This is a genomic window from Sphingomonas leidyi, assembly GCF_011761945.1.
Classification (GTDB): Bacteria; Pseudomonadota; Alphaproteobacteria; order Sphingomonadales; family Sphingomonadaceae; genus Sphingomonas; species Sphingomonas leidyi.
On sequence record NZ_JAASQV010000001.1, the window covers coordinates 1,229,286 to 1,255,536 of the forward strand.

Below are 26,251 nucleotides of genomic sequence, written 5' to 3' on the forward strand. Positions count from 1 at the left end.
GGACATTTCCATGCGCGAGATAAACCAAGCGGCTGAAAAGTCGTCCGTGCCCGTGATGCACGGCATCGCCCGACCCGTCATCGTTTCCGCCGTGTTCTTCATGGTGGTGACGGGCATCGGCTATCCGCTGGCGACGACCGGCGTCGCCCAGCTCCTCTTCCCCGATCAGGCTCGGGGGAGCCTGATCGAGAATGGTGGACAGACTATTGGCTCCGGCGTGATCGGCCAATATTTCACTAAGCCGGAATACTTCCACGGCCGACCAAGTGCGACCTCCGGGCCGGATCCGAGCGATCCGTCCAAGACAGTTGACCAGCCTTACAATGCTGGCGCGAGCGCCGCGAGCAACCAGGGTGTGTTGAGCAAGAAGCTGCTTGATGCCGTGGCCGAGCGAACCAAAGCCTATCGCGAGGAGAATGGCCTTGCCGCGGACGCCAAGGTTCCGGTTGATGCTGTCACCGCGTCGGCGTCCGGCCTTGATCCCGACATCTCGATCGCCAACGCCCGGCTTCAGGCCTCACGCGTGGCAAAGGCTCGCGGGATGTCGGCCGAAGAGGTGTTGAGCCTCGTCGACCAGAAAACCACCGCGCGTCAGCTCGGCGTGCTCGGCGATCCGCGGATCAACGTTCTGCAACTCAATCTAGCGTTGGACGCGGCCTCAAAGGGCCGCGCCGCGACGCACTAAGAAAGCGGTACGATCATGTCACAAGCAGACGCTGCTGCGCCGTTGGGCGCAGGTATGAGCGGAAGTCTCAAGCCCGTTTCATGGAGTTCCGTGATCGGTGAGGCCTTCAAGAAACTGTCGCCCAAGGTTCAGATGAAGAACCCGGTGATGTTCGTCGTCTATCTCGGTAGCATCATTGCTACCCTGCTGTGGTTCGGATCCCTCTCCGGCGAGGGCGAAGAATCCGGCGCGTTCATCTTTGCAATCGCAGCCTGGCTTTGGTTTACGGTGCTGTTCGCCAACGCGGCCGAAGCGCTCGCCGAAGGCCGAGGCAAGGCGCAGGCGGACGCACTACGAGCGACCCGCCAGAAGGTCCTTGCTAAGGTTCTGAAGGAGCCGAAGCTTGGAGCCCAGTCTTGGCCTATGCCAAGCGACGAGCTGGAGGTCGGCATGTACGTCCTGGTCGAGGCGGGTGAAATCATTCCCGCCGACGGCGAGGTCGTTCAGGGCGCCGCGTCGGTCGACGAAGCCGCGATCACCGGTGAATCCGCACCAGTGATCCGCGAGGCCGGCGGCGACTTCTGCTCGGTCACCGGCGGCACGCGTGTGCTTTCCGACTGGATCATCGCCAAGGTCACTGCCAATCCCGGAGAGGCCTTCCTCGATCGCATGATCGCGATGGTCGAGGGCGCTAAGCGCGGCAAGACGCCAAACGAGATCGCGCTCACGATCCTGCTGGTTGCGCTGACCCTGATCTTCCTGCTGGTGTGCGTGACGCTGCTGGCCTTCTCGAGCTTCAGCGTGCAGGTTGCGGGCGGCGGCAAGCTGGTCAGCATCACCGTGCTGATCGCGCTTCTGGTCTGCCTCATTCCGACGACGATCGGCGCCTTGCTGTCCGCAGTCGGTATCGCCGGCATGAGCCGGATGATGAAGGCGAACGTGCTTGCCACATCGGGTCGCGCGATCGAAGCGGCGGGCGATGTCGATGTGCTGCTGCTCGACAAGACAGGCACAATCACGCTCGGCAATCGCGAGGCGACCAAGTTCATTCCCGCCCCACGTGTGTCCGAGCGTGCTCTTGCCGACGCGGCGCAGCTCGCCTCGCTCGCCGACGAGACGCCGGAAGGCCGCTCGGTCGTTATCCTCGCTAAGAATGCGTTCGACATTCGTGGGAGAGAGCTGAACGGCGCCGAAGCGATCGCGTTCAGCGCCCACACCCGCATGAGTGGTATCGACATCGATGGCCGTCAGATCCGCAAGGGTGCGGCCAGTGCCGTTCGGGCGCACGTCGAAAAGCTGGGTGGAGTCTTCCCTCAGGAGGTCGGCAAGATCGTCGATGAGGTCTCTCGGCGCGGCAGCACACCGCTGGTCGTCGCTGACGGTGTTCAGGTACTCGGGGTGATCGAGCTCAAGGACATCATCAAGGGCGGCATCAAAGAGCGCTTCGCCGAGCTGCGCGCAATGGGCATTAAGACGGTGATGATCACCGGCGACAACCAGCTAACCGCCGCCGCGATTGCGGCCGAGGCCGGCGTCGATGACTATCTCGCCGAGGCGACACCCGAGGATAAGCTGGAGTTGATCCGCAAATACCAAGCGGAGGGCCGCCTGGTTGCCATGACCGGTGACGGCACCAACGACGCTCCGGCGCTTGCTCAGGCAGATGTCGCCGTCGCGATGAATAGCGGCACGCAGGCGGCGAAGGAAGCCGGCAACATGGTCGATCTCGACAGCAACCCAACCAAGTTGCTGCGCGTGGTCGAGGTCGGCAAGCAGATGATCATGACTCGCGGTGCGCTCACGACCTTCTCGGTCGCGAACGACCTTGCGAAATATTTCGCGATCATCCCTGCTGCTTTCGTGGCGACCTATCCGGCGTTGGGCGCGCTCAACATCATGGGTCTGCATAGCCCAAGTTCGGCGATCCTGTCGGCCGTGATCTTCAACGCGCTGATCATCATCGCACTCATCCCACTGGCGCTCAGAGGCGTGAAGTATCGGGCGGAGCCGGCGGATAAGCTCCTCACCCGCAACCTCATCGTCTACGGCCTAGGCGGGATTATTGCGCCGTTTATCGGTATCAAGCTGATCGACATCGTGCTGACGCCCTTTTTCTAAGGCGCGTTGGATTCAACCTATGTCGGAAACAGAGTAATAGTTCGATACGATGACGGATGGACGACCCGATCCCGACGACCTCCTGCAGGTCGTGAAGGAAGAAACCCACCGCTCCGGCAGGGGCCAACTGAAGATATTCTTCGGAGCCTGTGCCGGCGTGGGCAAGACCTTCGCGATGCTCCAGGCAGCGCGCCAGTTGCACGCCGAAGGCGCTTCGGTCGGGATCGGGATCGTCGAAACCCATGGGCGCAGGGAAACCCAGGCGCTCACCGAGGGGCTCCCAGTGGTGCCCCTCAAGCTGGTCGGAAGCGGGCGGCCGATCAAGGAATTCGATCTCGACGGCGCGCTCGCCTCCGGCTTCAAGCTCCTGATCGTTGACGAACTTGCGCACACCAACGCGGCGGGTAGCCGTCACGCAAAGCGCTGGCAGGACGTCGAGGAGCTGCTCGACGCCGGCATCGACGTCTATACGGCTGTCAACGTCCAGCACCTCGACAGCGTCAACGACATCGTCGGCGGCATCATCGGCGTCCGGGTCCGAGAGACCGTTCCCGACCGGATTTTCGATCGGGCGACCGATGTGGTGCTAGTCGATCTGCCGCCGGACGACCTCCTCACCCGCATGAGCGCGGGTAAGGTCTATCTTCCTGTCTCCATCGAGCGGGCACGGCAGAATTTCTTCCGGCGCGGCAACCTGATCGCGCTGCGCGAGTTGGCGCTGCGAAAGGTAGCAGATCGGGTAAATGCCGACGTCCGCACCTATCGCATTTCGCATGCGATTCAGAAGGTCTGGCCAACGCGCGAGTTGGTCATGGTGTGCGTGAGTGCGCATCGATCGCAGGAAGCACTGGTTCGAGAGAGCGCCACACTTGCCAAACGCCTTGAGGCCAACTGGATAGTCGTCCATGTCGATCAGCCCCATCAAGGCGACGATGAACAGGCGAGACAGACCCTGTTCAATCTCGCTGCTACCGCCCAGGGCATGGGTGCGGAGTTCGCGAACATCCCTGGCCAAGATGTAACGCAGACACTGCTCGATTATGCCCGCAAGCGCAACGCAACCAAGCTCGTCATGGGCAATCCGGCCGGGCGGAACGTCATACCCTTCCGACCCAGGCTCGCCGAGCGGATCGCGCGTGCCAATCCGGAAATCGGTCTGATCCTGCTGGGGGTACAGGGCACGGGGGGGCAGCCGCTCAGATTCCGGCCGGAACGTACTGCACCCGGATATGCGAAAGCGCTGCTGATCGCGACGGCCGCGTGCAGTGTCGGGGCGTTCGTCGCGAACCTGCTGCTGCGTGTCTTCGATGTCGCCAACATCGTCATGCTCTTCCTGGTGGTGGTCGTCTTCGTCGCCCTGCGCCTCGGCCGGATGGCCGGCGCCTGGGCATCGCTGCTGAGTGTCGCGATGCTCGATTTCTTCTTCATCGAGCCGCGCTTGTCGTTCGTAGTATCGGACACGCAGTATATCTTCACCTTCGCGCTGATGCTGGCCGTCGCGCTGATGATCAGCCAGCTTGCGGCGCGATTGCGGTCAGAAGCACGCGTCGCAAGAGCTGGCGAGCGGCGCGCTTCTGCTCTCGCACGGGTCGCGCGGAATCTCTCGGGCGTGATCAAGATCGAGCAAATCAGCACGATCTGCGAGGAGGCGATCGCGCCGCTGTTCGACGCCCGGCTGGAATTACTGCTCCCGGGCGCGGACAACAAGCTGGTCGCGACACGCGAATACCGGTTCCTTGACCTGTCGGTCGCGCAATGGAGCTATGATCATGTTCAGGAAGCTGGACTTGGAACCCAGACGCTCAACGCGGCGGAGGCCCTATACATACCTTTGAAGGGGCCGATGGCGCCTCGGGGCGTGCTTGCCGTCTATCCGGGGGATCAACCGCTAACGACCAATCCCGATGACCGGCGACTGCTGGATGCGTGCTGTTCGTCGATCGCTCTAGCGCTCGAGCGCATCCATTTTGTCGAGGTCGCTCAGGACACGATCCTGCGCATGGAAGGCGAGAAGCTGCGCAACACGCTGCTCTCGGCCGTATCGCACGATCTCAAAACCCCGCTGACTGCCATACGCGGCCTCGCGGAGACGCTCGAACATCCGGCCGATCTGTCCGAAGGCGAGCGCGGCGAACTGGCGCGGTCGATCCGGATGCAGGCTGATGAGCTGAAGCGCCTGGTCACAAATCTCCTCGACCTCGCGCGCATGCAAAGCGAAGGGGTGCGGCTGAACAAGGACTGGCATACGATGGGAGAGATCGTCGGCAGCGCGCTCTCGCGATCGGCGCCGGTTCTGGCCCCGAGGCTGATCAGAGCGGACCTACCTGCTGCTCTCCCGCTGGTCGAGGTCGATGCACCCCTTATCGAACGGGTGTTGATCAACCTCCTCGACAATGCCGCGAAATATACTCCGCCGGGAAGCACGGTCCTTGTCCGTGCCGGCACCTCGGGCGAATCCATGTACCTGGTAGTGGAGGACAATGGTCCGGGCCTGCCTGGTGCCGATCCCGAGAAGCTGTTCGAACCATTCAGCCGCGGGCAGAAGGAATCGTCCATCGCGGGCGTGGGCCTGGGCCTATCGCTCTGCCGAAGCATCATTGTCGCGCACGGCGGGACGATCCACGCGGAGTCGCGTGCTCCCCATGGTTCCGTGTTCGAAATCCGCCTGCCCTTGGGCGCCCCCCCCGAAATTGAGAGTGAGACCGGGCATGATTAAACCGCGCATCCTGATCGTGGAGGACGAGGCCGATATCCGCCGGTTCGTGCGGCTGGCGTTGGAAAAGGAAGGCATGAATGTCTTCGAGACGGCAACCGCGGAGCACGCGCGCATCGACGCGGCCAGTCGCAAGCCCGACCTCTTCATCGTTGACCTGGGCTTGCCTGACGATGATGGCAAAACGCTGATCCGGGAACTGCGCGGTTGGGTCTCGTCGCCGATCCTAGTTCTGTCCGCTCGCGAACACGAGACGGAGAAGGTGGAGGCGTTGGACGCCGGCGCCGACGATTATCTCGTGAAACCGTTCGGTGTGCCGGAATTGCTCGCTCGAGTTCGCGCCCAACTGCGGCGGTCCAGCATCGTTTCCAATGGTGCTGCCGCATCGTCGATCGTGCGCTTCGGAGACGTCACAGTCGATCTTGCAACCCATGAGATCCTGCGCTTCGGCGAAGCGGTGCATCTGACGCCGATCGAATTCCGACTGCTATCGGCCCTCATTCGAGGACACGGTAAAGTCATTACGCATCGGCAGTTGCTGATGGAGGTCTGGGGACCGGGTTATTCGGAACGGCCCCATTACATCCGCATCTATATGGCTCAACTGCGCCAGAAGCTGGAGGATGATCCTTCGCAACCACATCATCTGATAACCGAACTCCAGGTCGGTTATCGGCTGTCCGGACTGGAGATATCCGAAGGGTCAACTCCTCCGTCAAATTCTACTGTCTGAATGAGAAAATCGAGCGAATTGCAGTTCGCCTCCTCCTCTAATCAAAACTGAAGCAAACCTATTTTTACATGGCAAGAAACTTGATGATTGGCACGAGCCAAGTTGTTTCTGGCAGGTGAGACCAATGCAGGGAATGAGAAGACGGGTGGTCTATGTCGTGCTGTTCGAGGCACTTGGGATACTGATCGCATCCACGGCGTTCGACGTGGTTTTCGGTTTGCCAGAGGCCGTAGTTAGCACCGGCCCTTGATGCCATTTGAGCTGCGCCAATTGCGTTTCGCGGTCGTCGCCGGGGAAACGCGGAGCTTCGCGGAAGCCGCGCGCAAGCTGTGTGTCAAACAGACCACGCTGAGCAAACGGATCGCGCTGCTGGAACAGCGCCTGGGCATGACCCTGTTCGAGCGATCGACCCAAGGCGCCGTTCCGACGAAAATGGGCGCGGATTTCCTCGAAACCGCGCGTCGGATCGTCGAGGAGATCGATGCCCTTCGCATCAGCGCCCGCGCGATGGGGCGCGGGGAAGCCGGAACGCTGACGTTCGGGTTCAGCACATCTCTATCGGCGAGCCATCTACGCGCGACCTTGCTTGATTTCGTCCATCGCTTTCCTGGCGTTGAGTTGATCGGCATCGAGGGCGGCCATGCAGAACTGGAGCGGGGTCTGATGTCTCGCCTGATCGACATCGCGCTTATCCCAGGCGAGCTAATGGGCGTCGGCCTTCAGAGACGGCATCTTTGGCCCGAACGATGGCTGGTGGCCTTGCCCGAGGAACATATGCTGGCGGAGGCGGACCGGATTTATTGGCATGATCTCCGCAACGAGAATTTCGTGGTGCCCGCTGCCGATCCAGGTCCTGACGCAGCCGATCTCCTGCGGGTACGTCTCGCGGAACCTGGCCTGAAACCCGACATCGCCATGCGGAGTGTCAGCCGCGAGAATATCCTGAACATGGTGTCCACCGGCCGGTTCCTGACCCTCGTTTGCGACACGGCAAGCGGCGTCAAATATCCAGGGACGGTGCTACGCGAGATCCACGATACGTCGGGCCTGGCGCATGTCGATTTCACGGCATTCTGGCGGGACGGCAATGACAACCCCGCCCTGAAAAGCCTATTCAGCGTAATCGGCGAGCGTTACCCGGCCTTCGCTGGCCCCTGATGCGTGCGCCGCGCCTTGGCGAAACCGCGATCGGTCGCGAGGAAATGGCTCAACATCGGCACAATGAGGCGAACGGGTTCAACGGTCGCCGCGCCATCTCCCTGCTCGCCCAATATCTGGCCATAGGCGGCAAGGTCCGCGAACAGCGCGGCGGGCAGCTCAACCGTCACCTTCACGGGCTTCTCGTCGACAAGGCTGCCGAGTTTCAGTTTCGTCATCGCCGGATCTCCTGGACAAGCGCGGGCAAGATCAGATCGCGCGTGACGAGCACCCGCAGCGGATAGCCCGGCCGGATGGTGATCGTCGGCTGCACATTGAGCTGACGCCGAACGATCTGCTGGCCGCTTTGGTTGATGGTATCCTGCGACCCGCGCCGCAACGCACGGGTAAGCTCGCCATCGTCATCGGCGCCCAACTCCGATCCCACACCGAGCAGGGTCGAGGTCAGCGCAGCCCGCAGCATCGAGCCCCAATGATAGTCGGTGCGGTCCTGCAAACCGGCGAACCCTGCGGCATCGGCGCCAGGTTCGCGCTCCAGCATGATCGATCTGCCGCCGGGCAGGATTAAGCGATCCCAGGCGAGCAGCACCCGGTTCTGGCCGAACGAGACCTGGCTGTCATATTCGCCGATGAGCCGCGCACCCTGGGGTATGAGCAGGACGCGGCCCGTCGGGCTGTCATAGACATTCTCGGTCACTTGCGCGGTGATCTGGCCAGGCAGGTCGGACCGGATGCCCGTAATCAGCGCCGCCGGGATGACGCTGCCGGCCTGAACCACCCAGGGCGATGCGGCGGCCACCACGCGGTTCGTATTGGTGAGATTGCGATCGGCCGAGGGATTGAGAAACGCTCGTTTGGCGGTCTGACCGTTCTGCGCGCTGTCTTCGGACTGCGGGTTTGCCGCCGCGATGTCGCTCGCCGCCGTTGGCGTCGGCGCCGGGAGGCCCTGAAATCCCGGCATCGCGGCGGCGAGCGGATCGAGCATTGCTCCCGCGCCCGCCGATGCCGCCCCGGCGCCAAGAAACAGCCGGCTGGTCCGAGCGGCGTCACGCTCCTGCACCGCACGCTCGCGCGCGGTATCGGCCGCACTTGGCGGCCCGCCGCCCGGCGACGCCGCGCCGATCGGCGGCACGGGCACGGTTTCCCCGCGCTGCTGGGCGGAGACGATTGGGCCGCCAAGATCGCCCGGCAATGGCGGGCCGAGCCGGGGAATCTCGGCATAGTCCTTTGGCGCGCTGTTGAGGCCGTCGGCCGTCGCGCGCCCTTCGGTGCTGTATAGCTCCTCGGCAACGCCCTTTTCAGAAGGTTGCAGCGCGTAGATCAAAGCGCCGCCGACGCCCGTGGCGGCCACGACGCCCAGGGTGGCCAGCACCTTGCGCGATAGGCGCATGACGCGAGGCGGATCGCTGCGCAGACGCAGGTTTGCCGGCGCGGCTGGACTGGCAGGGGATGGCGCCGGGCTTTCGGCGAGCGGCGGTTCGGCCTCGCTCATCGCCGTGACCTTCCATCATCGCGCACGATCCTGACCCGCTGCTCGGACGTCTTGTCGCCGAGGCGAAGTTCCGCCGCCGCGAACAGCCGATCGACGATGATGTGGCGACCCGAGACCCGGTAGTTGACGAGTTCGCCCGCACCGCTCGGACCGATCACGAACAAGGGCGGCATCTCGCCTTGCCCGATCCCGGCCGGAAACTCGATAAACGCCTGGCGGCCGTCATCGAACGCACGGATCGGCCGCCACGGCGGATTGTCACCCTCGATGCCATAGCGGAAATTGAGCGAGGCGACGTCCACCCCGGCGGCGATCGGAGCCGCGTCGGCTGCGGCTGCATTCTGACCCCGGAGCGCGATCAGGCGGTCCTGCGGATAGGTCCAGGACACCGACGCCATATAGGTCGATGGCGTCGCTCGAAGCTCCAGATGGTAGGTCCGGCGATCGGTATTGATGACCAGATTGGTGATGAGGTCCGCGCGGGTCGGCTTGACCAGAATATGGATGCGCGCCGTCGGACTAACGCCGCTGACCGTGTCGCCGATAATCCACCTGACGGTATCGCCCGCGGCCACCGGCCCGGCGCCCACGAGCTGCTCGCCTTCCTGCAACGCGATGTCCGTGACCTGGCCCGGCGCCGTATAGACCTGATAGAGCGCGCCGTCCGTCCAGGGATAAAGCTGGATCGCATTGAGGAAGCCGTCACGCACTGGCTCGATGCGGGCGGCGGCGTTGGCCGCCCCGACGCGCAGGCGCGGATCGGCGGCCTCCGGGGGCCGTGGTGTGTCGTCGACTGGCTTCAACTGGCCCGGCAACGGCAACGGCTCGGGTATCGCCACCACCTCAACGGGCTTTGGCGGCTCGACGGTCAGCATGGCCGGCGCGGCATCGTCGTAGCGGATTGCGGGCGGGCGTGCGGCGGTCGTCGCGCAAGCCGTCAGCGTGGATGCGGTTATCAGCAAAGCCGGAATTGCTGATTTACGGAAATGCGTCATTGGCCCAGCTCCTTCGACCAGTTGATGGCGTTGACGAACACGCCGAGCGGATTTTTCTTCAGCCGTTCGACGTCTCGCGGCGGCTGCACGGCGATGGTGAGGATCGCGGACCAGCGCTCCGTCACGGCCAGGCTGCCGTCCTGATAGCGCCGCTCGGTCCAGGCGACGCGGAAGCTATCCGGCGAGGCCCGGATCACACTGGAGACATCGACCGCCACCTGGACCTTGCCGATGTTGGCGAAGGGGTCGTTGGTGCGGGCGTAATCGTTGAGGGTGAGCGCGCCCTTGTCCGTGGTGAAGTCATAGGCGCGAAGCCAGTTTTGACGCACGATGATCGGATCGGCCGAGACGCTGCGAACCTGCTCGATGAAGCGGGCGAGGTGGAAGGCGATCTGCGGATCGGTCGGCCGATAACCTGCCTCGGCCGGGGCGACGGCCTGGGCCTCGCCAAGCTGATCGACCTGAACCACCCAGGGAACGATCGTTCCGCGCGCGCCCTGCCACACCAGGCCGGCGGCAAGCCCACCCGAGAGCGTCAGGGCGCCGAAGAAGGCAAGGCGCCAGTTCTTCGCCTGGACGCGCGCCGAGCCGATCCGGTCATCCCAGGCCTGCGCCGCACGCTGGTAGGGCGTCTCCGGCTGGGGGGCTTTCCCGTAGTTGGTGTTGGGTCTGCGGAACATGCTCAATCCTTCTGGCTGAGGTCGATGGAAGCACCGCTGCCGCCACCGTCGCCGCCGCGCAGCGTGTGCGCGGCGACGTTCGCGCCGTGGGTCATGGCCTGGCGGCGCTTCATGGCGGTCGCCCAGGCGGGCGGACCCGATGACGCGGACGGGCTGGATGCGGCGGCGGATGATCCGCCGGCCCCGGCCTGGTAGCTCTGCTTCACGGATTCCGCCGCGCGGTGCAGGGGCGACATGGCGGCGCTGGTCGCGGCCTTGCCGACGCCGCCGAGCCCTGCGGCGACACCGCCCATGCCGCTCTTTCCAGCCGATCCCGCCGTATAGGCCGCCGACGTGGCGCCGGCGGCATGAGCGCCGCCGTGAACAGCGCCAGCAACCGCACCGCCCGCAGCGCCTGCGGCGAGACGCGCGCCGGCCGCGCCGCCGAGCAGAGCGCCACCGGCGGCTAGCGCGGTGCCGGCTGCGGCGCCCGCGCCGAGTTGCGGCCCGCCGGAGACGATGCCGCTCGCGATGCTGGGACCAAAAATCCCCAGGCCGAGCAGCGCCAGGGCGGCGAGCACGATGGTCATCGCGTCCTCGATCGACGGCTGCGTGCTGCCGATCGCGGTCGTGAATTCGGTGAACAGCGTCGATCCGATGCCGACGATCACCGCGAGGACCAACACCTTGATGCCCGAGGAGATCACATTGCCCAGCACGCGCTCGGCCATGAAGGCGGTTTTGCCGAACAGCCCGAACGGGATCAGGACGAACCCGCACAGCGTCGCCAGTTTGAACTCGATCAGCGTGATGAAAAGCTGGATCGCGAGGACGAAGAAGGCGATCAGCACGATCACCCAGGCCAGCAGCAGCACGGCGATCTGGATGAAATTCTCGAAGAACGAGACGAAGCCCATCAGCTCCGAGATCGATGCGAGGATCGGCCGCCCGGCATCGAAGCCGACCTGCGCGACGCGGCCGGGCTGGAGCAGTTCGGCGGTCGTGAATCCCGTTCCCGACGCCTTCAGGCCAAGGCCGGCGAAGCTCTCGAAGACGATCCGCGCCAGCGTTTGCCAGTTGCCAATGATGTAGGCAAAGACGCCGACGAAGAGGGTTTTCTTGACCAGCCGGGCGATGATGTCGTCGCCTTCCCCCCAGGTCCAGAACAGTGCTGCCAGCGTCACATCGATGACGATCAGGGTCGTGGCGATGAACGCGACTTCCCCGCCCAGCAGTCCAAAACCGCTGTCGATGTAGGAAGTGAAGACCTCCAGAAACCGATCGATGACGCCGGTGCCGCCCATCTCAGCGGCCCGCGTCCTGCGCGGGCGTGCTCTCCTTGACGACAGCATCGCTCGCCGTGCCCGGAATGGCCTGGATCGGTTCGGCGATTGCCGCTTGCGGCCGAGAGCCTGGCGCGAGGAAACGCCGCCGGTTCTCCGCCCATGCACGCAGGCAGGCGGTATCGCTGGCGCCCGCCGCGCCGATCGCCTGGCAACGGATCAGCTCGCCGCGCAGCGGATCGGCGTCGGGTTCGATGACCGTCGCATGGGCGGACTCGGGCGACGGCGACCCCTTCGAGGCATCGCGCATCTGGATCGCCGTCATGGTGATCGCGATCGCCACGAACACGATGGCGCCGATCCGTGCGAGGAGCTTGGAGTCCACCGAGATGCTCATTCGTGGAACATCCGGGCATTGCCGGGCTGATAGCCCACGCCCGGCGTCAGGAACCGGCGGAGCTGTTCCCGACCTTGCGCCTGCGCGGCGGCGCGCTGCGCCGATTCCAGCGCCTGCGCCCGGCCTTGCGCCGCCATCATCGCGGTCAGGTCGGCGAGTTGCTGCGACTGGAGCGCCAGAAGCTGGTTGCCGGCCTGGGTCGCCTGCAAGGCGCCGGTCGCCGATTGGCTGGCCGTCACCAGACCGTCCATCGTGCTCCGTGCGCCTTCGATATTGCCGACGACGCCGGCCTGCACCTTCAGCGAGTCCTGGAACGCGCCGACGCTGTCTTCCCAGCGTCCCTGGGCGCCGTCGATCAATGCCTGATCGGACGCATTGAGGTTGATGTTGCGGTAGCGGGCACTGAACGCCTGATCGATCTGCTGGACGTCATAGGCGATGCGCTGGGCCTGGCTCAGCAATTGCTGCGTCTGCCGGACCTGCTGCTGGAGCTGCTGGAGCGAAGAAAACGGCAGGCTGGCGAGGTTCTTCGCCTGATTGATCAGCGAGTTCGCCTCGTTCTGCAAACTCTGGATCTGGTTGTTGATCTGCTGGAGCGAGCGCGCGGCGGTCAGGACATTCTGCGCATAGTTGGTGGGATCATAGACGATGCCCCCCAGCCCGAATTGGGCGCTGGCGGGGGCTGCGGCCAGTCCAAGGCCGATCGCTGCGACGCCGGCGATCAGCGCGCGGCGCATATGGGAACGGATCATCCTATCTTCTCCTTCTCTGCGGGGGTGAGCAGCTCGACAGCCCAGTCGAGGCCGTGCGCGCGCAGCCAGGCGGCAGCGAAACCCTCACGGCCGTGGACGCTGACAAGGTCGGCGATGCGGGCTTGGTCGGTCTTGGAAGATGCGGCGGTGAAGGCCAGCGCGATGTCGCCGAGCCCAAGATCGAACAGCCGGTTGCCGCGCCGGGACTGGCAGTAATAGTCGCGCTGCGGGGTCGCCCGGCTGAGAATCTCGATCTGCCGGGCGTTCAATCCGAACCGCTCGTAGATGGCGGTGATCTGCGGCTCGACGGCCCGGTCATTGGGCAGGAAAACCCGCGTCGGGCAGCTCTCGATGATGGCCGGCGCGATGGCGCTGGTCTCGATGTCTGCGAGGCTCTGCGTCGCGAAAATGACGCTGGCGTTCTTCTTCCTCAGCGTTTTCAGCCATTCGCGAAGCTGCTGGGCGAAGGCGGGCGAATCCAGCACCAGCCAGCCCTCGTCGATGATGATGAGGGTCGGCGACCCGTCGAGCCGCCCTTCGATCCGGTGGAACAGGTAGGACAGGACCGCCGGCGCGGCGCCCGTCCCCGTCAGGCCTTCCGTCTCGAACGCCTGGACGCTGGAGTCGCCGAGACGTTCGGATTCCGCATCGAGCAACTGCCCGTAGGGACCGCCGACGCAATAGGGCGCGAGCGCTTGCTTCAGATCCTGCGCCTGGAGCAGAACAGCCAAGCCCGTCAGCGTGCGCTCAGTCGCCGGCGCCGAGGCCAGCGATCCGAGCGCCGACCACAGATGCTCCTTGGCCTGCGGGTCGATGGTGACGCCTTCGGCGGCGAGAATGGCGGCGAGCCACTCGGCCGTCCAGTTGCGCTCGGCCGGTTCATCGATCCGGGCGAGGGGCTGAAGGAACACCGAAGCCGCGGCGCCGTCGTAGAGGCTGCGGCCCAGATCCTGCCAGTCGCCGCCCATCGCCAGCGCCGCGGCCCGGATCGAACCGCCGAAGTCGAAGGCGAACACCTGCGCGCCGCTGTAGCGCCGGAACTGCATCGCCATCAGCGCGAGCAGCACCGATTTGCCGGCGCCGGTCGGACCCACGATCAAGGTGTGGCCGACATCGCCCACATGAAGGGAAAACCGGAACGGGGTCGAGCCTTCGGTCTTGCCGAACAGCAGTGGGGGCGCTGCTAGATGCTCGTCCCGTTCCGGCCCCGCCCACACCGCCGAGAGCGGGATCATGTGGGCGAGATTGAGGGTGGAAATCGGCGCCTGCCGGACATTGGCATAGACGTGACCGGGCAGGCTCCCCAGCCATGCCTCGATCGCGTTCATGCCCTCCGGGATCACCGTGAAATCGCGGCCCTGGATCACTTTTTCGACCAGCCGCAGCTTCTCGGCCGCGATGCCGGGATCGGTGTCCCAGACCGTCACCGTCGCGGTGACATAGGCTTGGCCGATCATGTCCGAGCCCAGCTCTTGCAGCGCCAGATCGGCGTCGGCCGCCTTGTTGGAAGCGTCGTTGTCCATCAGCGCGGACGCCTCGTTGGTCATCACCTCCTTCAGGATCGCCGCGACCGATTTGCGCTTGGCGAACCATTGCCGGCGGATGCGGCTGAGAAGCTTGGTGGCATCGGTCTTGTCGAGCATCACCGCCCGGGTCGACCAGCGATAGGGAAAGGCGAGCCGGTTCAGCTCGTCGAGCAGGCCGGGAAAGGTGACGGTCGGAAATCCGGTGATCGTCAGGGTGCGCAGATGATGATCGCCCAGACGCGGCTCGAGCCCGCCGGTGAGCGGCTCATCCACCAGCAGCGCGTCGAGATGCATGGGCGTCTCGGGCACGCGCACATTCTGGCGTCGGGTCGAGATCGTGCTGTGGAGATAGGTGAGGGTTTGAGCATCATCGAGCCAGCGCACTTCGGGCACAAAGCCTTCGACCAGGTGCAGCACCCGATCGCTGCGATCGATGAAACCCTTGAGCAGTTCCCAGGGATCGACGGCGCTGCCCGATCGCCCCTCATAGAGCCAGCCTTCCGCGCGGGCGGCATCTTCCGCCGGGGGCATCCACAGCAGGGTGAGGAAATAGGCGCTTTCGAAATGGGCGCCTTCCTCGCGGAACTGTTCGCGCCGCTCCAGATCGACCAGCGCCGAAACAGGGTCGGGGAAATCGGAGGCGGGATAGTCCTGCGCGGGACCGCGCTGCGCTTCGACGAACAGCGCCCAGCCCGATCCGAGCCGGCGCAGCGCATTGTTGAGGCGTCCGGTCGTCGCGACCAGTTCCGCGGGCGTGGCGCTGTCGAGATCCGGTCCCCGGAATTGGGCGGTGCGCTGAAACGAGCCGTCCTTGTTGAGGACGACGCCTTCGGCGACCAGGGCCGCCCACGGCAGATAGTCGGCCAGGCTGGCGGTGGTGTTGCGATATTCGCGCAAGGACATCATGGCCAATGCCTCACGCGCGCAGGAATGAGGGGTAGCGCAGGTGCCGGCGGGCAACGTCGACGAACTGTGCGTCGCGCCGCGCCGCCCACACCGCGAAGGCGTGACCGATCGCCCAGATGACCAGGCCGGCGAGCCAGAGGCGCAGACCGAGCCCGATCGCCCCGGCCAGGGTGCCGTTGGCGATGGCGATGGCGCGCGGCGCTCCGCCCAACAGGATCTGTTCGGTCAGCGCGCGGTGGACCGGCGCGAAATAGCCGGGGATCGGTTCGCGGCTGTCCATCAGACCAGCAGCCCGCCGCCGAAGGAAAAGAAGCTGATAAAGAAGCTCGACGCGGCGAATGCGATCGAGAGACCGAAGACGATCTGAATCAGCCGGCGCGATCCGCCCGACGTATCGCCGAACGCCAGGGTCAGGCCGGTGACGATGATGATAATGACCGCGATCACCTTGGCGACCGGCCCCTCGATGCTTTCGAGGATCGATTGAAGCGGCGCCTCCCACGGCATCGACGACCCGGCCGCTTGGGCCGGCATGGCGACGGCGAGCGCGATGAAGCTGGACGTGGCGAGCGCGAACAGGCGCCGCCGCGCCGAGAGGGCATGGTGGATCATGGCTGGTCTCCTGCGGGGGTGAGCGAATAGTCGCCGTCAGGGCCAAGCCCTTCGATGCGGGCGAGTTCGGCGAGCCGGCGGCCGTGGCCGTCCCGGACAAGCACGGCGACAAGGTCGATGGTCTCCGCGATGAGCGCCCGCGGGACGGTGACGACCGCCTCCTGGATGAGCTGCTCCATGCGGCGGATGGCGCCGAGCGCGGTGCCGGCATGGATCGTCCCGATCCCGCCGGGGTGGCCGGTGCCCCAGGCCTTCAGCAGGTCGAGCGCTTCGGCGCCGCGCACCTCGCCGATGGGGATGCGGTCGGGCCGCAGGCGCAGCGATGAGCGCACGAGATCCGACAGCGACGCGACGCCGTCTTTCGTTCGCATCGCGACCAGATTGGGTGAGGCGCACTGAAGCTCGCGCGTGTCCTCGATCAGGACGATGCGGTCGCCGGTCTTGGCGACCTCGGCGAGCAGGGCGTTGGTCAAGGTGGTCTTGCCGGTGCCGGTGCCGCCCGCGACCAGAATGTTGCGCCGCGCCGCGACCGCGCTGCGCAGCAATTCGGCCTCGGCCAGCGACATGATGCCGGCAGCCGCATAGTCCGTGAGCGTGAATACGGCGACGGCGGGTTTGCGGATCGCGAAGGCCGGCGCGGCGACGACCGGCGGCAACAGCCCTTCGAAGCGTTCGCCGGTTTCCGGCAGCTCGGCCGAGACCCGCGGGCTGGAGCCATGCACCTCGACGCCGACATGGTGCGCGACCAGACGGACGATCCGCTCGCCGTCAGCCGCCGACAGTCGGTCGCCGGTTTCCGAGATGCCTTCGCCGAGCCGATCGACCCACAGGCGGCCATCGGGATTGAGCATCACCTCAATGACGGTGGGGTCTTCGAGCCAGGCCGAGATCGACGGTCCGAGCGCCGTGCGCAGCATCTTCGCGCCGCGCAAACTCGCTTCGGATCGGATCGGATGAACGGCCACGTCGGTCCCCTCGAACGCACCGGCCAAACGGAGGCCAGTGATCGGGGGTGATTAAGAGACGCAGCAAAAGCTGATCTGCAACAAGCAATTAGCGTCGTCGTAGTGTGGCGCAGAAAGACAGGGACACGGCGGGTTTGGGGATCGCCGCCCGGCGTCCTATCCGCCGGTCATGGCGCCGATCCGGCGTCCGACTCGGTCTTGCCCGGCACGTCGAACGATAATTCGTTCGTCAGACGCGGCCCGAATTCCATCCGACGATTGAGGGCTTCAATGAAGCTCTCATAGCGCTCGCGCCCCATCGCCTGGGCTGCCGCAAGGACCGTGTCGGGAAGGGGCGCATTGTTCGTCAGCCAGAAGCGGATGAACAGCGCCAGCGCCTCGTTCGACACCTCGACATGATAGGCGAGACGGTCGGCCTGGCGGCTCAGCCGGTCGAGGCGCCGGCTCAATGCGGCCTCCAGGCGGTCCGACCCATCCGGCGACAGGAAGGACGCAAGCGCCGTCTCAACGACGACGGCCTGGGCGATCCGTTTGCGCCCGGCGAAATCGGCAAGCTGGGCCGAAAGGTCGGGCGGCAGCCGGAAGGTGTGCTTGATGCGCTTGGGGGCCATCACAGATCCACCCCGTCATTGGGATCGAGCGACGCTTGCCGGGCAAGGCCGGTCATCCGGTCCATGAGCTTGCGATTGCGCGCGGCATCATCGTCGCCGCCATCGTCATCGCCGAAATTGAACTCATGTTTCGGGATCGCGGGCGTGGGTGCGATATCCTCATGGGGCTGCAATTCCGGTTCGCGGCGGATTCCGCCATTGGCGGGATCGGCGGCGACGGCCTTGCCCGGCTTTGCCGATGTGGGCGACGCCCGTTTTGTCGCCGCGGACACAGGCGCGGCCGTGCTCCAATCATCCTTGGGCAACGTCTTGGGGTCGGGAGGGACCAACGCGGGCGGTGGCAGGAGACGTTCGGCGAAAGCCCGATCCTGATAGTAGCGCGCCTTCTTCGCCCGGATCGGCAAGACGCCGGCGACCATCACGATTTCATCGGCGGGCGGAAGCTGCATTACCTCGCCGGGCGTGAGGAGCTGGCGGGCGGTTTCCGAACGGGAGACCATGAGGTGGCCAAGCCAGGGGCTCAATCTGTGCCCGGCATAGTTCTTCATCGCCCGCATTTCGGTCGCGGTGCCGAGCGCGTCGGACACCCGTTTCGCCGTCCGCTCGTCATTTGTCGCGAAGCTGACGCGCACATGGCAGTTGTCGAGGATCGAGTTGTTCAGGCCGTAAGCCTTCTCGATCTGGTTGAGGCTTTGGGCGATCAGGAACGCCTTCAGCCCATAGCCAGCCATGAACGCCAGCGCCGATTCAAAGAAATCCAGCCGGCCCAGCGCGGGAAACTCGTCGAGCATCAACAGGACGCGGTGCCGATCGCCACGCGGGGTCAGCTCCTCGGTCAGGCGTCGGCCGACCTGGTTGAGCACGAGCCGGATCAGGGGTTTGGTCCGGCTGATGTCGGAGGGCGGCACGACGAGATAGAGCGTGACCGGCCGTTCCCCATCGATCAGCTCGGCGATCCGCCAGTCGCAGCGCCGCGTCACCTGCGCGACGACGGGGTCGCGATAGAGGCCCAGGAACGACATGGCGGTGGACAGCACGCCCGACCGTTCATTTTCCGACTTGTTGAGCAGTTCGCGTGCCGCACTGGCGACGACGGGATGGACGCCGGCCTCGCCCAGATGGGGCGTCGACATCATCGCCGCGAGCGTAGCTTCGATCGACCGCTTCGGATCGCTCAGGAAGGCGGCGACACCGGCCAGGGTCTTGTCGGCCTCGGCGTAGAGCACATGCAGGATGGCCCCCACCAGCAGCGCATGGCTGGTTTTCTCCCAGTGGTTCCGCTTTTCGAGCGACCCTTCGGGATCGACCAGCACATCGGCGACATTCTGAACGTCGCGCACTTCCCACTCGCCTTTGCGGACCTCCAGCAGCGGATTGTAGGCGGCCGACGCGGCGTTGGTCGGATCGAACAACAGCACCCGGCTGAACCCGGCGCGGAACCCGGCGGTGATCGTCCAGTTTTCCCCTTTGATGTCGTGGACGATCGCCGATCCCGGCCAGGTCAGGAGCGACGGTACGACCAAGCCGACGCCCTTGCCGCTGCGGGTCGGCGCAAAGCACAGCACATGCTCGGGGCCGTCGTGGCGCAGATAGCGCGGACCGAACTTGCCGAGCACCACGCCGTCGTCGCCCAGCAGTCCAGCGGCGCGAACATCGCGGGCCTGCGCCCACCGGGCCGAGCCATAGGTCTGCGCGTTCTTCACTTCCCGCGCGCGCCAGACCGACATGCCGATGGCGACGATGATCCCGACGAACCCGCCCGATGCCGCGATATAGCCGCCGGTCAGGAAGATATGGGGGGCATAGGCGTCGAACGAGAACCACCAGGCGAAGAAGGCCGGCGGCGCATAGATCGGCGTATCGCCAAGCATGAACCAGGGCGGGCCGAGCTGAGACTGATACCCCAGCGCCGCGGCGGTCCATTGGGTCGCGCCCCAGATGCCCAGCAGGACGACGGTGAAGACGGCGATGATCTGACCCCACAGAATCTTGGTGGCGGACATATCAGATGACCTTTCGGTTGGAGGGAGGTGCGATCACAGGCCCAGCCCCCGCTGTCGGCCGAAGGTCCAGTTGACGCCGCCGCCCGGCGTCATCGTGCCGGTGACGGCGCTTCCGAGATGCGGGTCCAAAGCGGGCCGCCACGGCACGAGCTGGAAGCCAAGCCCATCGTCGATCATCGCGAACCGGCCCGAGGCCAGCGTCACCCGCTCGCGATAGGCGCCGGTGACATAGTCGCCCGAGGCGGACGGGCGGTGCGGGAGACCCGTGCGGTCGGCGATCTGCTGAACCGCATCGTCCAGGTCGCGGCGCTTGAGCGTTTCGAGAAGATCGCGCGAGACTTTGAGCCGCTGGCCCTGTCGTCGCGCCTGGCCGTCCGCCACGAGATGATCGGCGCGCGCGGCCATCGCGCTGCGGATCTCGGCGCCGAACCCCGCGCCGGTGGCAACCGGATCGCGGGCGACGAGCTGGCGGTCGAGCCAGGTCGCACCGCGGGCGGTGATCTGCGCTTCCAAGGGCAAATCCGAGCGCGTGGCGAGTGAGTGCCTTGCTTGCCCCTTGGCATCGTCCCATGATCGCAGCTCGACGACAGCGCCGGGCGGCGCATCGCCGGTCATATCGAGATCATTGAAACGCAGATGATGGGTGCGCCCATCGGCGCCGTCAATCACGGCATAGGCGGTGCCCGATAGTTCATCGTGAAGCCCGCGCTCGACCAGGCGTCCGATAACCGGATCGCTCACCTCGTCGCCGTGCAAGGCGAACCCCGCCGGATCGGCGCTTCGCCCCGTCGCCGCCATCGCGCGGTGCATGGTCTTGATGATGTCGCCGCGGATCGAGATGTCGCGAAGGGTCGTCTCGAGGTCGGGCTTCAACGTCCAGCAGGCGGGCTCGATCTTCACCGCCAGGCCAAGGCGCTCCAGCTTCATCGCCCGCCCGACCATCAGTTGCCGCTGATCGGGATGCGCGCCGGACGGATCGGGCCGCAGGTCGATGATGCCCATGTTCTCGTCGGCCAATCGCTGGAGCTTTTGGTCCAGGCTGGTCCACCGCTCGGCATCGACCTCGCGGGTCAACGCGGCCTGGATGTCGTGTTCGGTGCGCGGACCCAGTTCGAGCGTCACGCGCCCCTCGGCGCGGGCGCGCATACCTTCGCGGATATAATCCCGGTCAACGACCAGATCCTTGCCGTCATCGGCGACCCCGCGCACGAGGATATGGATGTGCGGATTGTCCGTGTTCCAGTGATCGACCCCGACCCAGTCCAGGGTGGTGTCGAGGTCGCGCGCCATGTCGCTCATCAGTTCGCGGGTGAAGGTGCGCAGGTCGGCCATCTCGCCCGCGTCCTCGGGCGAGACGATGAACCGGAAATGGTGCCGGTCATCCTCGCACCGCTCCGCGAAGGCATCGCCGTCTGCCGCGTCCGATCGCGCATCGAACATCGAGGCGTCACGGCCGTCGCGCGTCACCCCGTCGCGTTCGAGATAGGCGACATGCCGTGCGAGGGGCGCGGCCCGAAACCGGGCGCCGGTGTGCCGCACGACACGGGCCTTGATGACGACCCGCCGGCCGGTCGCCGATCGGCGCGCTGACAGCGCCGCCCGCCGACCTCGGCCATGCTGCCCGGTGCCGCCGCGCCGAACGCCGGGGGCGCGGCGCGTGTAGCCGGCCTTCGCCGCCGCGCGCCGGACCTGGGCCACCAGGGTCTTGGCCTTGCGACCGCTCCCATTGCCGCCGTCTCGTCCCTTTCCTGGCCGAACCCGAAAATCGTCCTCGCCATCCCTCATCGAGATGCTCCGGGCGACGAAAGCGGCTGCGACGGCGCATGATATGTTGATTTCGTTGGCGTTTCTGGCCCAGGCGACGGCAGGTCATTGCGGGCGACGGCGCTAAAAGCGCAAGCAAACCAACCACATGCGCACCGGCCGACGGCGGTGCTTTTATCTCGCCATCGTTTTTGCCGTGATCTTTCTGCGACCTTCCTTCCCGCCGATACTGCGCCCGTCCGCTCTCCCGTATCCCGGCGCACGCCATCGGACGCCGGAGATAGCGCAGGCACCGATATGGCGTTCGTAACGCCATGAACTGCGCAGAGAAGGGATCCGCAGATCATCGCGGAAGCTGGCCGGAACGCGCGACAAAGAGACCTTCCGCCGGTGCTCCGACTGCCGGGATCACGGTGGTTTCTGGTGCTGCGGGCGCATCGGATTTGACCGTCGTTGGCTCCGCATCCGAAGGTTCGACGGTTACGGTGGCGATGACGGTGGATCGCACGGCGAACAGTGCCGACCGTGTCCAGGCCAGCGGATCAGGCGCTGCGGCGGCGACATGTTGAGAGGTCGCATCGCCGCCGACGATCGGCGCGAGCTTGGCGAGATAGGCGACAGTTTCCGAGCGGAGCGGACGGCCGCGCTTCAGGTGTTCGTCATAGCGACCCGGCCCCGCATTATAGGCCGCCAGGAACCCCGGCGAACCGTAGCGATCATGCATCTCGCGCAGATAGGCCGTCCCCGCCATGATGTTGTCACGCGGGTCGAACGCATCGTCGCCGAGGCCGTAGCGGGCACGTAAACTCGCCCAGGTCGCCGGCATGATCTGCATCAGGCCCATCGCCCCGGCCGAGGACACAGCGCGGCGATCACCCGCGCTTTCCACGCGCATGACCGCGTAGATCCAGTGTTCGGGAAGACCAAAACGCCGCGCCGCCTCGGTGACGAAGGTGGCGATGGAGGGTGCGGCCGACGGTGGCGCGACGGCCAGTTGGGCGCGCGCCATTCCGCCGATCGGCGGCAATCCGAATGCGATCGCCGCCGCCGTCATGACGGACAGGACACGCACGCTTTGGCGGTGACGCGCGCCCAGCATCAGTCCTGCTCCTTGCGCGGCTGCGGGCGGCTCCAGAGCAGATGATTGACCGCGCCGGTCTCGTCGGTGCGGAACAGGTTGGCGCGGATGGGCTGCACGAAAATCGGGCTGTCGAGCTGGATGGAGAGATAGGCGCCGGCCTTCTTGCCGGTCTCCTTCCAAGCCGCGCCGACCTCCGGTCCATCGTCCGCATTGAGGTGGATGCGATAGTCCGGCGCGTTCTCCGCCTCGCGCGTTTCGATCGGCACGAGATGGAGTTCCGCGTCGATGCCGAGCGTCTCGATACGTCCCTGATAGCCGTCCTGGGTGCGGACGAATTCCCCTAACAACAGTTGCATGATCGACTCTCCTTGCTGGATGGGCGCTGCGGATCACCCGGCAGCGGCGCGGGTTGGGCGCGGCGGATCGGTCCAGAGCGGCGTCGCCCGGCCGAGGATCGTGGCGGTGGGAAGCGGTCCGAAATACCGGCCGTCCAGGCTGTCGGGGACGTCCGGGTTCATCAGGAACAGCTCGTCTTCCCCAAGCGTCCGACAGCCCTGCCAGACAGGCAGTGGACGCCCGTGACTGTCGCGTTCACGGGCATCGCCGATCGCTTGACGGTCGATGCTGACCCGCCGGCCGATCCGGCAAACGCGCTGACCCGGCAGCCCCATGACGTGCTTCAGAAGCGGGATGTTTCTGGGCAGATAGCCGCGCGTCTCCAGGAACCGTGCAAGCCCTTCCGGCGGCGCGACGGCGACCAGGTCGCCCAACTTCGGCGCGTCGATCCTGCGCACCGCGTAGAGCCCGGTCGGCACGCTGGCGCTGACGTTCCAGATCAACCGTGGCGGCGGGTTGATGAAGAGGGCGATCATCGTCGCCGTCGCCGAGATCGAAGCGATCAGGGCATAGCCCCGCCGCGTCATGGCTTGATCTCCCGGCGCAGCAGCCAGGCGCGGTGGCGCTCGATCGTATAGTCGCGGGGACGATGCCCGGCCGCGATGCGGTTGTGGACATGGCGCCAATGGTCGGGCGCGGCATCGGCCGGATCGACACCGATCAGATCGACGGCGTCGATGGCGCGCAGCACCTGCGCGACTTTCGGCCAGCCTTCGATCTTCAGCAGGATTTCGCCGCCGGGGCGCACGAAGGGAAGCGTGGAATAGGCCTCGTCCGGTGTGACGACGCGGACGATGTCGATGCGCGAGATGATCGTGCCATAGTCGTTGGACGACCAGCGGACGAAGGCGAAGATGCTGCCCGGCGCAAAGCCGACGGTGCGGCGACGGCGATCGATGATCTTGTCCGCCGTCTGACGGCCAAAGCGAATCCAATGCTCGATCCGCTTCTCGATCCACGTCAGCTCGACATGGGTGAGCCCATCGCCGGACAATGCGGTCGGCGTGCGGATTCCATGCGCGCGGGTGGGCGCATTGTCGTTCATGGCGCATCTCCATTGGCGTCGGGAAATTCGCGCGCGAGCAGCTCGCGCAGCATGTCGGCGACCGTTGTGCCGCGGGTCAGGGCGGCGAGCTTTAGCCGCCGCCGCAGATCAGGCGTCACGTCGATCGTGAGCCTCGCCGTGAACGCGGCGCTCGCGCGCGGATCATCGGCGGGCGACGGATCGGGCGCCGCGACCCAGTGATCGGGACTGCCGGGCCGCGCCAGAAACCCACACCGGGTCATGGCGCGAGCCTTGCGACATCGACCGCCAGGGCCGCGATCTCGCGGTCGGCGGGTCCGTGTTCGTCGATCTCGAAGGCGAGCCGGCCGCGCTGCATCGCCTCGGCGAACAGAACACGCTGGCCGATCCTCGTGCCGATCAGGGGCGGATCATGATCGGCGAGCGCCGCGCCGGTTTCACGGGCGATGACGGTGCGCGCGGCGCAGCGGTTGAGAACGAACCGGGCGGCGAGCTGCGGACGGAAGCTGCGCGCCTCGGCGAGCAGCGACAGCATTTCCGCCGACGCCCAGCCGTCGAGCGGCGAAGGCTGAACCGGGATCAGCACGAGGTCGGCGGCGAGCAATGCCGAACGCATCAGCCCGGCGACACGCGGCGGCCCGTCGATGACGACATGCTCGGCATCGCGCGCCAGCTCGGGCGCTTCATGGTGGAGCGTATTGCGGGCCAGGCCCAGGACACCGAACAGCCGGACCGCGCCTTCGTGGCCGCGCTGTTGCGACCAATCCAGCGCGGAGCCCTGCGGATCGGCATCAACCAGGGTGACACGCGCACCCTGCCGAGCCCATTGCCCGGCGAGGTGCAAGGCGAGCGTGGTCTTGCCCGTCCCGCCTTTCTGGTTGAGCAGCGCCACGATCATCGGGCGCGCTCCAGCGTAGGGGCGAACGCCTTGGCAGGCTGGTGACAGGCCGATCGTTGCCGATCGCGACCCTTCGTAGGATGGCGTAGTATTGATGCCGACGTCGTCAGTCGGTGCGGGCGCCGGCTGCTGACGTTATCCACAGGCCGCGATGCAGATCGCCAGGTTAGTAAGAATCCGAAGGATTCTATGTTAGCTAAGTTAAGGGGCGGATTCGGCTTTTGTTTATCGTGACTTAGGACCGTTTTCGGTTCCTGATAGCACGACTCTCCGGTTCCTGATGGCACGACTCCGGCGGTTCCTGATAGCACGACTCCCATCACGGATTTTCCACAGGCGGGTAGCCGACGCGGCGCATGGCTGCGTCGAACGGATCGACCGGGATGGGTTGGAAGGTCAGCCGTTCGCGGCCGAGCGCGATTTCGAGCGCGAGCTGGTAGCCAGGAAGCGGTTGGCGCCGGACGATGGCGCGTAGCTCGAAGCTGAACCGCTTGAGCGGCGACAGCACCCCGGACTTGAGGTGGAGATGGGAGACATCGAAGCTCCAGCCGCCGCTCTGCCGTCCGCCATGCTTGCGGACGATGCGGTACAGCCACCGCTCCAGCCCGCCGGTCAGATCGAAATAGGCCCGGTCGATCGTCAGCACGAGCGCCTGGTCAAGCACGCCGCCATAGAACCAATCGGGGACGATCATCTCGATCCCGAGCGGACGGCCATCGCCGTCGAGCCGCTCCTTCCATTCGTTGATCCAGGAGAAGCGATGCCGCCGGCGCTGGGATGGTTGCCGGATCGAGGTGGCGATGGTGGTGGACTGAAGCCGGTCGAGCGCGGCTTTTAGCCGGTCATAGTCGCGAGACGACGTGCCGCGGCCGATGAAGGTCAGGATTTCGTGTGGCGTGGTCGCCATCAGCCGCGATGTCGCTCGGCCCGCGTCGCGCGCCTCTACGAGTTGGCTCGCCGCCCAGATCAGGACGTCCGCGTCCCAGATGGTCGCCATGCCATGCTCGGTCGTGGCCTCGACCACGATCCAGGTCTCGCCCATGCGGAAGTCGATCGGCGCGGCGCGCTTGCTCTTGGCGAGCGAGAAGAACGGCCAGGCCATCAAATCCTGGGCGTCGCGCGGCGCGAGGTCGCCGGGGATCGACCGGAACAGATCGAGCTGCGCACGCTCGGCGCTTATCGTGATGCGGGCGGGGCGTTGACCGGACACGGGCGGACGCTCAGCGCTGCACGGCGCCGGCGGGCAGGCGCTTGGCCGGATGGACGACGCCATTGCCTGGATCAGAGGTCGAGCGGCGCGCGCCCAGCTCGGCCCAGGCGTCGAGATCTGTGATCGCGTAGACGATCCGCCCGCCGAGTCTGCGATACACCGGCCCCGTCCCGTAGCAGCGATGCTTCTCCAGCGTGCGGGCGGACAGGCCGAGATGGATGGCGGCGTCGGGCGTCTTGAGAAAGCGTGGCGTGACGATGTGGGCGGGTTGAAGCATGATGATCCTCCAGC

27 protein-coding genes are annotated in these 26,251 nt (G+C 65.8%); 5 read left to right on the forward strand and 22 right to left on the reverse strand.

Annotation, left to right across the window (positions count from 1 at the left end; all coding sequences use genetic code 11):
- Positions 1 to 10: 10 nt before the first annotated feature.
- From kdpC to FHR20_RS05950, 5 genes are all read left to right on the forward strand, one after another.
- Positions 11 to 685 carry a potassium-transporting ATPase subunit KdpC gene (gene kdpC, locus FHR20_RS05930; protein WP_167298648.1) on the forward strand — a complete coding sequence of 225 codons (675 nt, stop codon included), beginning with the start codon at positions 11 to 13 and terminating at the stop codon, positions 683 to 685.
- Positions 686 to 739: 54 nt separating this feature from the next.
- Positions 740 to 2,782: a potassium-transporting ATPase subunit KdpB gene (gene kdpB / locus FHR20_RS05935; protein WP_243857233.1), complete on the forward strand. Its 2,043-nt coding sequence runs from the start codon at positions 740 to 742 to the stop codon at positions 2,780 to 2,782.
- A 49-nt stretch (positions 2,783 to 2,831) separates the two neighbouring features.
- Entirely contained in the window at positions 2,832 to 5,498 is a 2,667-nt protein-coding gene (locus FHR20_RS05940; RefSeq protein ID WP_167298650.1) for a sensor histidine kinase, read from the forward strand.
- Positions 5,491 to 6,228, forward strand: coding sequence for a response regulator (locus tag FHR20_RS05945; protein WP_167298651.1), 738 nt, complete (start codon positions 5,491 to 5,493; stop codon positions 6,226 to 6,228). The genes FHR20_RS05940 and FHR20_RS05945 overlap by 8 nt, the downstream gene beginning before the upstream one ends.
- 249 nt (positions 6,229 to 6,477) lie before the next feature.
- Positions 6,478 to 7,386, forward strand: a complete 909-nt coding sequence (locus tag FHR20_RS05950) for a LysR family transcriptional regulator (protein ID WP_167298652.1) — start codon at positions 6,478 to 6,480, stop codon at positions 7,384 to 7,386.
- Here the strand turns inward: FHR20_RS05950 and FHR20_RS05955 are convergent.
- From FHR20_RS05955 to FHR20_RS06060, 22 genes are all read right to left on the reverse strand, one after another.
- A complete protein-coding gene (locus FHR20_RS05955) occupies positions 7,362 to 7,604 on the reverse strand; it encodes a DUF2274 domain-containing protein (RefSeq protein ID WP_167298653.1) in 243 nt (80 codons plus the stop codon). The two genes, FHR20_RS05950 and FHR20_RS05955, sit on opposite strands and share 25 nt — an antisense overlap.
- Positions 7,601 to 8,878, reverse strand: coding sequence for a TraB/TrbI/VirB10 family type IV secretion system protein (locus FHR20_RS05960; RefSeq protein ID WP_167298654.1), 1,278 nt, complete (start codon positions 8,876 to 8,878; stop codon positions 7,601 to 7,603). Before FHR20_RS05960 ends, FHR20_RS05955 begins: the two co-directional genes overlap by 4 nt.
- Positions 8,875 to 9,873, reverse strand: coding sequence for a P-type conjugative transfer protein TrbG (gene trbG / locus FHR20_RS05965; RefSeq protein ID WP_167298655.1), 999 nt, complete (start codon positions 9,871 to 9,873; stop codon positions 8,875 to 8,877). The genes FHR20_RS05960 and trbG overlap by 4 nt, the downstream gene beginning before the upstream one ends.
- Positions 9,870 to 10,553 (reverse strand): conjugal transfer protein TrbF, encoded by a 684-nt coding sequence (gene trbF / locus FHR20_RS05970; protein ID WP_167298656.1) that lies wholly within the window; start codon positions 10,551 to 10,553, stop codon positions 9,870 to 9,872. The genes trbG and trbF overlap by 4 nt, the downstream gene beginning before the upstream one ends.
- Before the next feature lie 2 nt (positions 10,554 to 10,555).
- Entirely contained in the window at positions 10,556 to 11,836 is a 1,281-nt protein-coding gene (gene trbL / locus FHR20_RS05975) for a P-type conjugative transfer protein TrbL (RefSeq protein WP_167298657.1), read from the reverse strand.
- Between the two features lies 1 nt (position 11,837).
- Entirely contained in the window at positions 11,838 to 12,212 is a 375-nt protein-coding gene (trbK-alt, locus tag FHR20_RS05980) for a putative entry exclusion protein TrbK-alt (RefSeq protein WP_208413421.1), read from the reverse strand.
- Complete coding sequence (gene trbJ, locus FHR20_RS05985; protein ID WP_167298658.1) at positions 12,209 to 12,964, reverse strand: P-type conjugative transfer protein TrbJ; 756 nt, start codon at positions 12,962 to 12,964, stop codon at positions 12,209 to 12,211. The genes trbK-alt and trbJ overlap by 4 nt, the downstream gene beginning before the upstream one ends.
- Entirely contained in the window at positions 12,961 to 15,396 is a 2,436-nt protein-coding gene (gene trbE / locus FHR20_RS05990; protein WP_167298659.1) for a conjugal transfer protein TrbE, read from the reverse strand. The genes trbJ and trbE overlap by 4 nt, the downstream gene beginning before the upstream one ends.
- Before the next feature lie 10 nt (positions 15,397 to 15,406).
- Positions 15,407 to 15,676: a VirB3 family type IV secretion system protein gene (locus tag FHR20_RS05995; RefSeq protein ID WP_167298660.1), complete on the reverse strand. Its 270-nt coding sequence runs from the start codon at positions 15,674 to 15,676 to the stop codon at positions 15,407 to 15,409.
- Positions 15,676 to 16,008 carry a TrbC/VirB2 family type IV secretion system protein gene (locus FHR20_RS06000; protein WP_167298661.1) on the reverse strand — a complete coding sequence of 111 codons (333 nt, stop codon included), beginning with the start codon at positions 16,006 to 16,008 and terminating at the stop codon, positions 15,676 to 15,678. Before FHR20_RS06000 ends, FHR20_RS05995 begins: the two co-directional genes overlap by 1 nt.
- Positions 16,005 to 16,973, reverse strand: a complete 969-nt coding sequence (trbB, locus tag FHR20_RS06005; RefSeq protein ID WP_167298662.1) for a P-type conjugative transfer ATPase TrbB — start codon at positions 16,971 to 16,973, stop codon at positions 16,005 to 16,007. The genes FHR20_RS06000 and trbB overlap by 4 nt, the downstream gene beginning before the upstream one ends.
- 167 nt (positions 16,974 to 17,140) lie before the next feature.
- Positions 17,141 to 17,584 carry a CopG family transcriptional regulator gene (locus tag FHR20_RS06010; protein ID WP_167298663.1) on the reverse strand — a complete coding sequence of 148 codons (444 nt, stop codon included), beginning with the start codon at positions 17,582 to 17,584 and terminating at the stop codon, positions 17,141 to 17,143.
- Positions 17,584 to 19,587, reverse strand: coding sequence for a conjugal transfer protein TraG (locus FHR20_RS06015; protein ID WP_167298664.1), 2,004 nt, complete (start codon positions 19,585 to 19,587; stop codon positions 17,584 to 17,586). The genes FHR20_RS06010 and FHR20_RS06015 overlap by 1 nt, the downstream gene beginning before the upstream one ends.
- 33 nt (positions 19,588 to 19,620) lie before the next feature.
- The gene (locus FHR20_RS06020; RefSeq protein ID WP_167298665.1) at positions 19,621 to 21,372 is read right to left on the reverse strand and encodes a relaxase/mobilization nuclease domain-containing protein; all 1,752 of its coding nucleotides are present in this window, start codon (positions 21,370 to 21,372) and stop codon (positions 19,621 to 19,623) included.
- 322 nt (positions 21,373 to 21,694) lie between these two features.
- A complete protein-coding gene (locus FHR20_RS06025) occupies positions 21,695 to 22,450 on the reverse strand; it encodes a lytic transglycosylase domain-containing protein (RefSeq protein WP_167298666.1) in 756 nt (251 codons plus the stop codon).
- A complete protein-coding gene (locus FHR20_RS06030) occupies positions 22,450 to 22,788 on the reverse strand; it encodes a DUF736 domain-containing protein (protein WP_167298667.1) in 339 nt (112 codons plus the stop codon). The genes FHR20_RS06025 and FHR20_RS06030 overlap by 1 nt, the downstream gene beginning before the upstream one ends.
- A 33-nt stretch (positions 22,789 to 22,821) precedes the next feature.
- Positions 22,822 to 23,355 (reverse strand): S26 family signal peptidase, encoded by a 534-nt coding sequence (locus tag FHR20_RS06035; RefSeq protein WP_167298668.1) that lies wholly within the window; start codon positions 23,353 to 23,355, stop codon positions 22,822 to 22,824.
- On the reverse strand, positions 23,352 to 23,873 hold the full coding sequence (locus tag FHR20_RS06040) for a DUF2840 domain-containing protein (RefSeq protein WP_167298669.1): 522 nt from the start codon (positions 23,871 to 23,873) through the stop codon (positions 23,352 to 23,354). Before FHR20_RS06040 ends, FHR20_RS06035 begins: the two co-directional genes overlap by 4 nt.
- Complete coding sequence (locus tag FHR20_RS06045) at positions 23,870 to 24,115, reverse strand: ribbon-helix-helix protein (RefSeq protein ID WP_167298670.1); 246 nt, start codon at positions 24,113 to 24,115, stop codon at positions 23,870 to 23,872. Before FHR20_RS06045 ends, FHR20_RS06040 begins: the two co-directional genes overlap by 4 nt.
- Complete coding sequence (parA, locus tag FHR20_RS06050; protein ID WP_167298671.1) at positions 24,112 to 24,750, reverse strand: ParA family partition ATPase; 639 nt, start codon at positions 24,748 to 24,750, stop codon at positions 24,112 to 24,114. The genes FHR20_RS06045 and parA overlap by 4 nt, the downstream gene beginning before the upstream one ends.
- Positions 24,751 to 25,069: 319 nt before the next feature.
- A complete protein-coding gene (locus tag FHR20_RS06055; protein ID WP_167298672.1) occupies positions 25,070 to 26,023 on the reverse strand; it encodes a replication initiator protein A in 954 nt (317 codons plus the stop codon).
- Positions 25,971 to 26,237 carry a helix-turn-helix transcriptional regulator gene (locus FHR20_RS06060; RefSeq protein WP_167298673.1) on the reverse strand — a complete coding sequence of 89 codons (267 nt, stop codon included), beginning with the start codon at positions 26,235 to 26,237 and terminating at the stop codon, positions 25,971 to 25,973. Before FHR20_RS06060 ends, FHR20_RS06055 begins: the two co-directional genes overlap by 53 nt.
- Positions 26,238 to 26,251 lie beyond the last annotated feature (14 nt).

What these genes read in the sequence shown, in the direction of transcription:
- kdpC (WP_167298648.1), top strand. Translation starts at nt 11, where the DNA reads ATGCGCGAGATAAACCAAGCGGCTGAAAAGTCGTCCGTGCCCGTGATG.
- kdpB (WP_243857233.1), top strand. Translation starts at nt 740, where the DNA reads ATGAGCGGAAGTCTCAAGCCCGTTTCATGGAGTTCCGTGATCGGTGAG.
- FHR20_RS05940 (WP_167298650.1), top strand. Translation starts at nt 2,832, where the DNA reads ATGACGGATGGACGACCCGATCCCGACGACCTCCTGCAGGTCGTGAAG.
- FHR20_RS05945 (WP_167298651.1), top strand. Translation starts at nt 5,491, where the DNA reads ATGATTAAACCGCGCATCCTGATCGTGGAGGACGAGGCCGATATCCGC.
- FHR20_RS05950 (WP_167298652.1), top strand. Translation starts at nt 6,478, where the DNA reads ATGCCATTTGAGCTGCGCCAATTGCGTTTCGCGGTCGTCGCCGGGGAA.
- FHR20_RS05955 (WP_167298653.1), bottom strand. Translation starts at nt 7,604, where the DNA reads ATGACGAAACTGAAACTCGGCAGCCTTGTCGACGAGAAGCCCGTGAAG.
- FHR20_RS05960 (WP_167298654.1), bottom strand. Translation starts at nt 8,878, where the DNA reads ATGAGCGAGGCCGAACCGCCGCTCGCCGAAAGCCCGGCGCCATCCCCT.
- trbG (WP_167298655.1), bottom strand. Translation starts at nt 9,873, where the DNA reads ATGACGCATTTCCGTAAATCAGCAATTCCGGCTTTGCTGATAACCGCA.
- trbF (WP_167298656.1), bottom strand. Translation starts at nt 10,553, where the DNA reads ATGTTCCGCAGACCCAACACCAACTACGGGAAAGCCCCCCAGCCGGAG.
- trbL (WP_167298657.1), bottom strand. Translation starts at nt 11,836, where the DNA reads ATGGGCGGCACCGGCGTCATCGATCGGTTTCTGGAGGTCTTCACTTCC.
- trbK-alt (WP_208413421.1), bottom strand. Translation starts at nt 12,212, where the DNA reads ATGAGCATCTCGGTGGACTCCAAGCTCCTCGCACGGATCGGCGCCATC.
- trbJ (WP_167298658.1), bottom strand. Translation starts at nt 12,964, where the DNA reads ATGATCCGTTCCCATATGCGCCGCGCGCTGATCGCCGGCGTCGCAGCG.
- trbE (WP_167298659.1), bottom strand. Translation starts at nt 15,396, where the DNA reads ATGATGTCCTTGCGCGAATATCGCAACACCACCGCCAGCCTGGCCGAC.
- FHR20_RS05995 (WP_167298660.1), bottom strand. Translation starts at nt 15,676, where the DNA reads ATGGACAGCCGCGAACCGATCCCCGGCTATTTCGCGCCGGTCCACCGC.
- FHR20_RS06000 (WP_167298661.1), bottom strand. Translation starts at nt 16,008, where the DNA reads ATGATCCACCATGCCCTCTCGGCGCGGCGGCGCCTGTTCGCGCTCGCC.
- FHR20_RS06010 (WP_167298663.1), bottom strand. Translation starts at nt 17,584, where the DNA reads ATGGCCCCCAAGCGCATCAAGCACACCTTCCGGCTGCCGCCCGACCTT.
- FHR20_RS06015 (WP_167298664.1), bottom strand. Translation starts at nt 19,587, where the DNA reads ATGTCCGCCACCAAGATTCTGTGGGGTCAGATCATCGCCGTCTTCACC.
- FHR20_RS06020 (WP_167298665.1), bottom strand. Translation starts at nt 21,372, where the DNA reads ATGAGGGATGGCGAGGACGATTTTCGGGTTCGGCCAGGAAAGGGACGA.
- FHR20_RS06025 (WP_167298666.1), bottom strand. Translation starts at nt 22,450, where the DNA reads ATGCTGGGCGCGCGTCACCGCCAAAGCGTGCGTGTCCTGTCCGTCATG.
- FHR20_RS06030 (WP_167298667.1), bottom strand. Translation starts at nt 22,788, where the DNA reads ATGCAACTGTTGTTAGGGGAATTCGTCCGCACCCAGGACGGCTATCAG.
- FHR20_RS06035 (WP_167298668.1), bottom strand. Translation starts at nt 23,355, where the DNA reads ATGACGCGGCGGGGCTATGCCCTGATCGCTTCGATCTCGGCGACGGCG.
- FHR20_RS06040 (WP_167298669.1), bottom strand. Translation starts at nt 23,873, where the DNA reads ATGAACGACAATGCGCCCACCCGCGCGCATGGAATCCGCACGCCGACC.
- FHR20_RS06045 (WP_167298670.1), bottom strand. Translation starts at nt 24,115, where the DNA reads ATGACCCGGTGTGGGTTTCTGGCGCGGCCCGGCAGTCCCGATCACTGG.
- parA (WP_167298671.1), bottom strand. Translation starts at nt 24,750, where the DNA reads ATGATCGTGGCGCTGCTCAACCAGAAAGGCGGGACGGGCAAGACCACG.
- FHR20_RS06055 (WP_167298672.1), bottom strand. Translation starts at nt 26,023, where the DNA reads ATGGCGTCGTCCATCCGGCCAAGCGCCTGCCCGCCGGCGCCGTGCAGC.
- FHR20_RS06060 (WP_167298673.1), bottom strand. Translation starts at nt 26,237, where the DNA reads ATGCTTCAACCCGCCCACATCGTCACGCCACGCTTTCTCAAGACGCCC.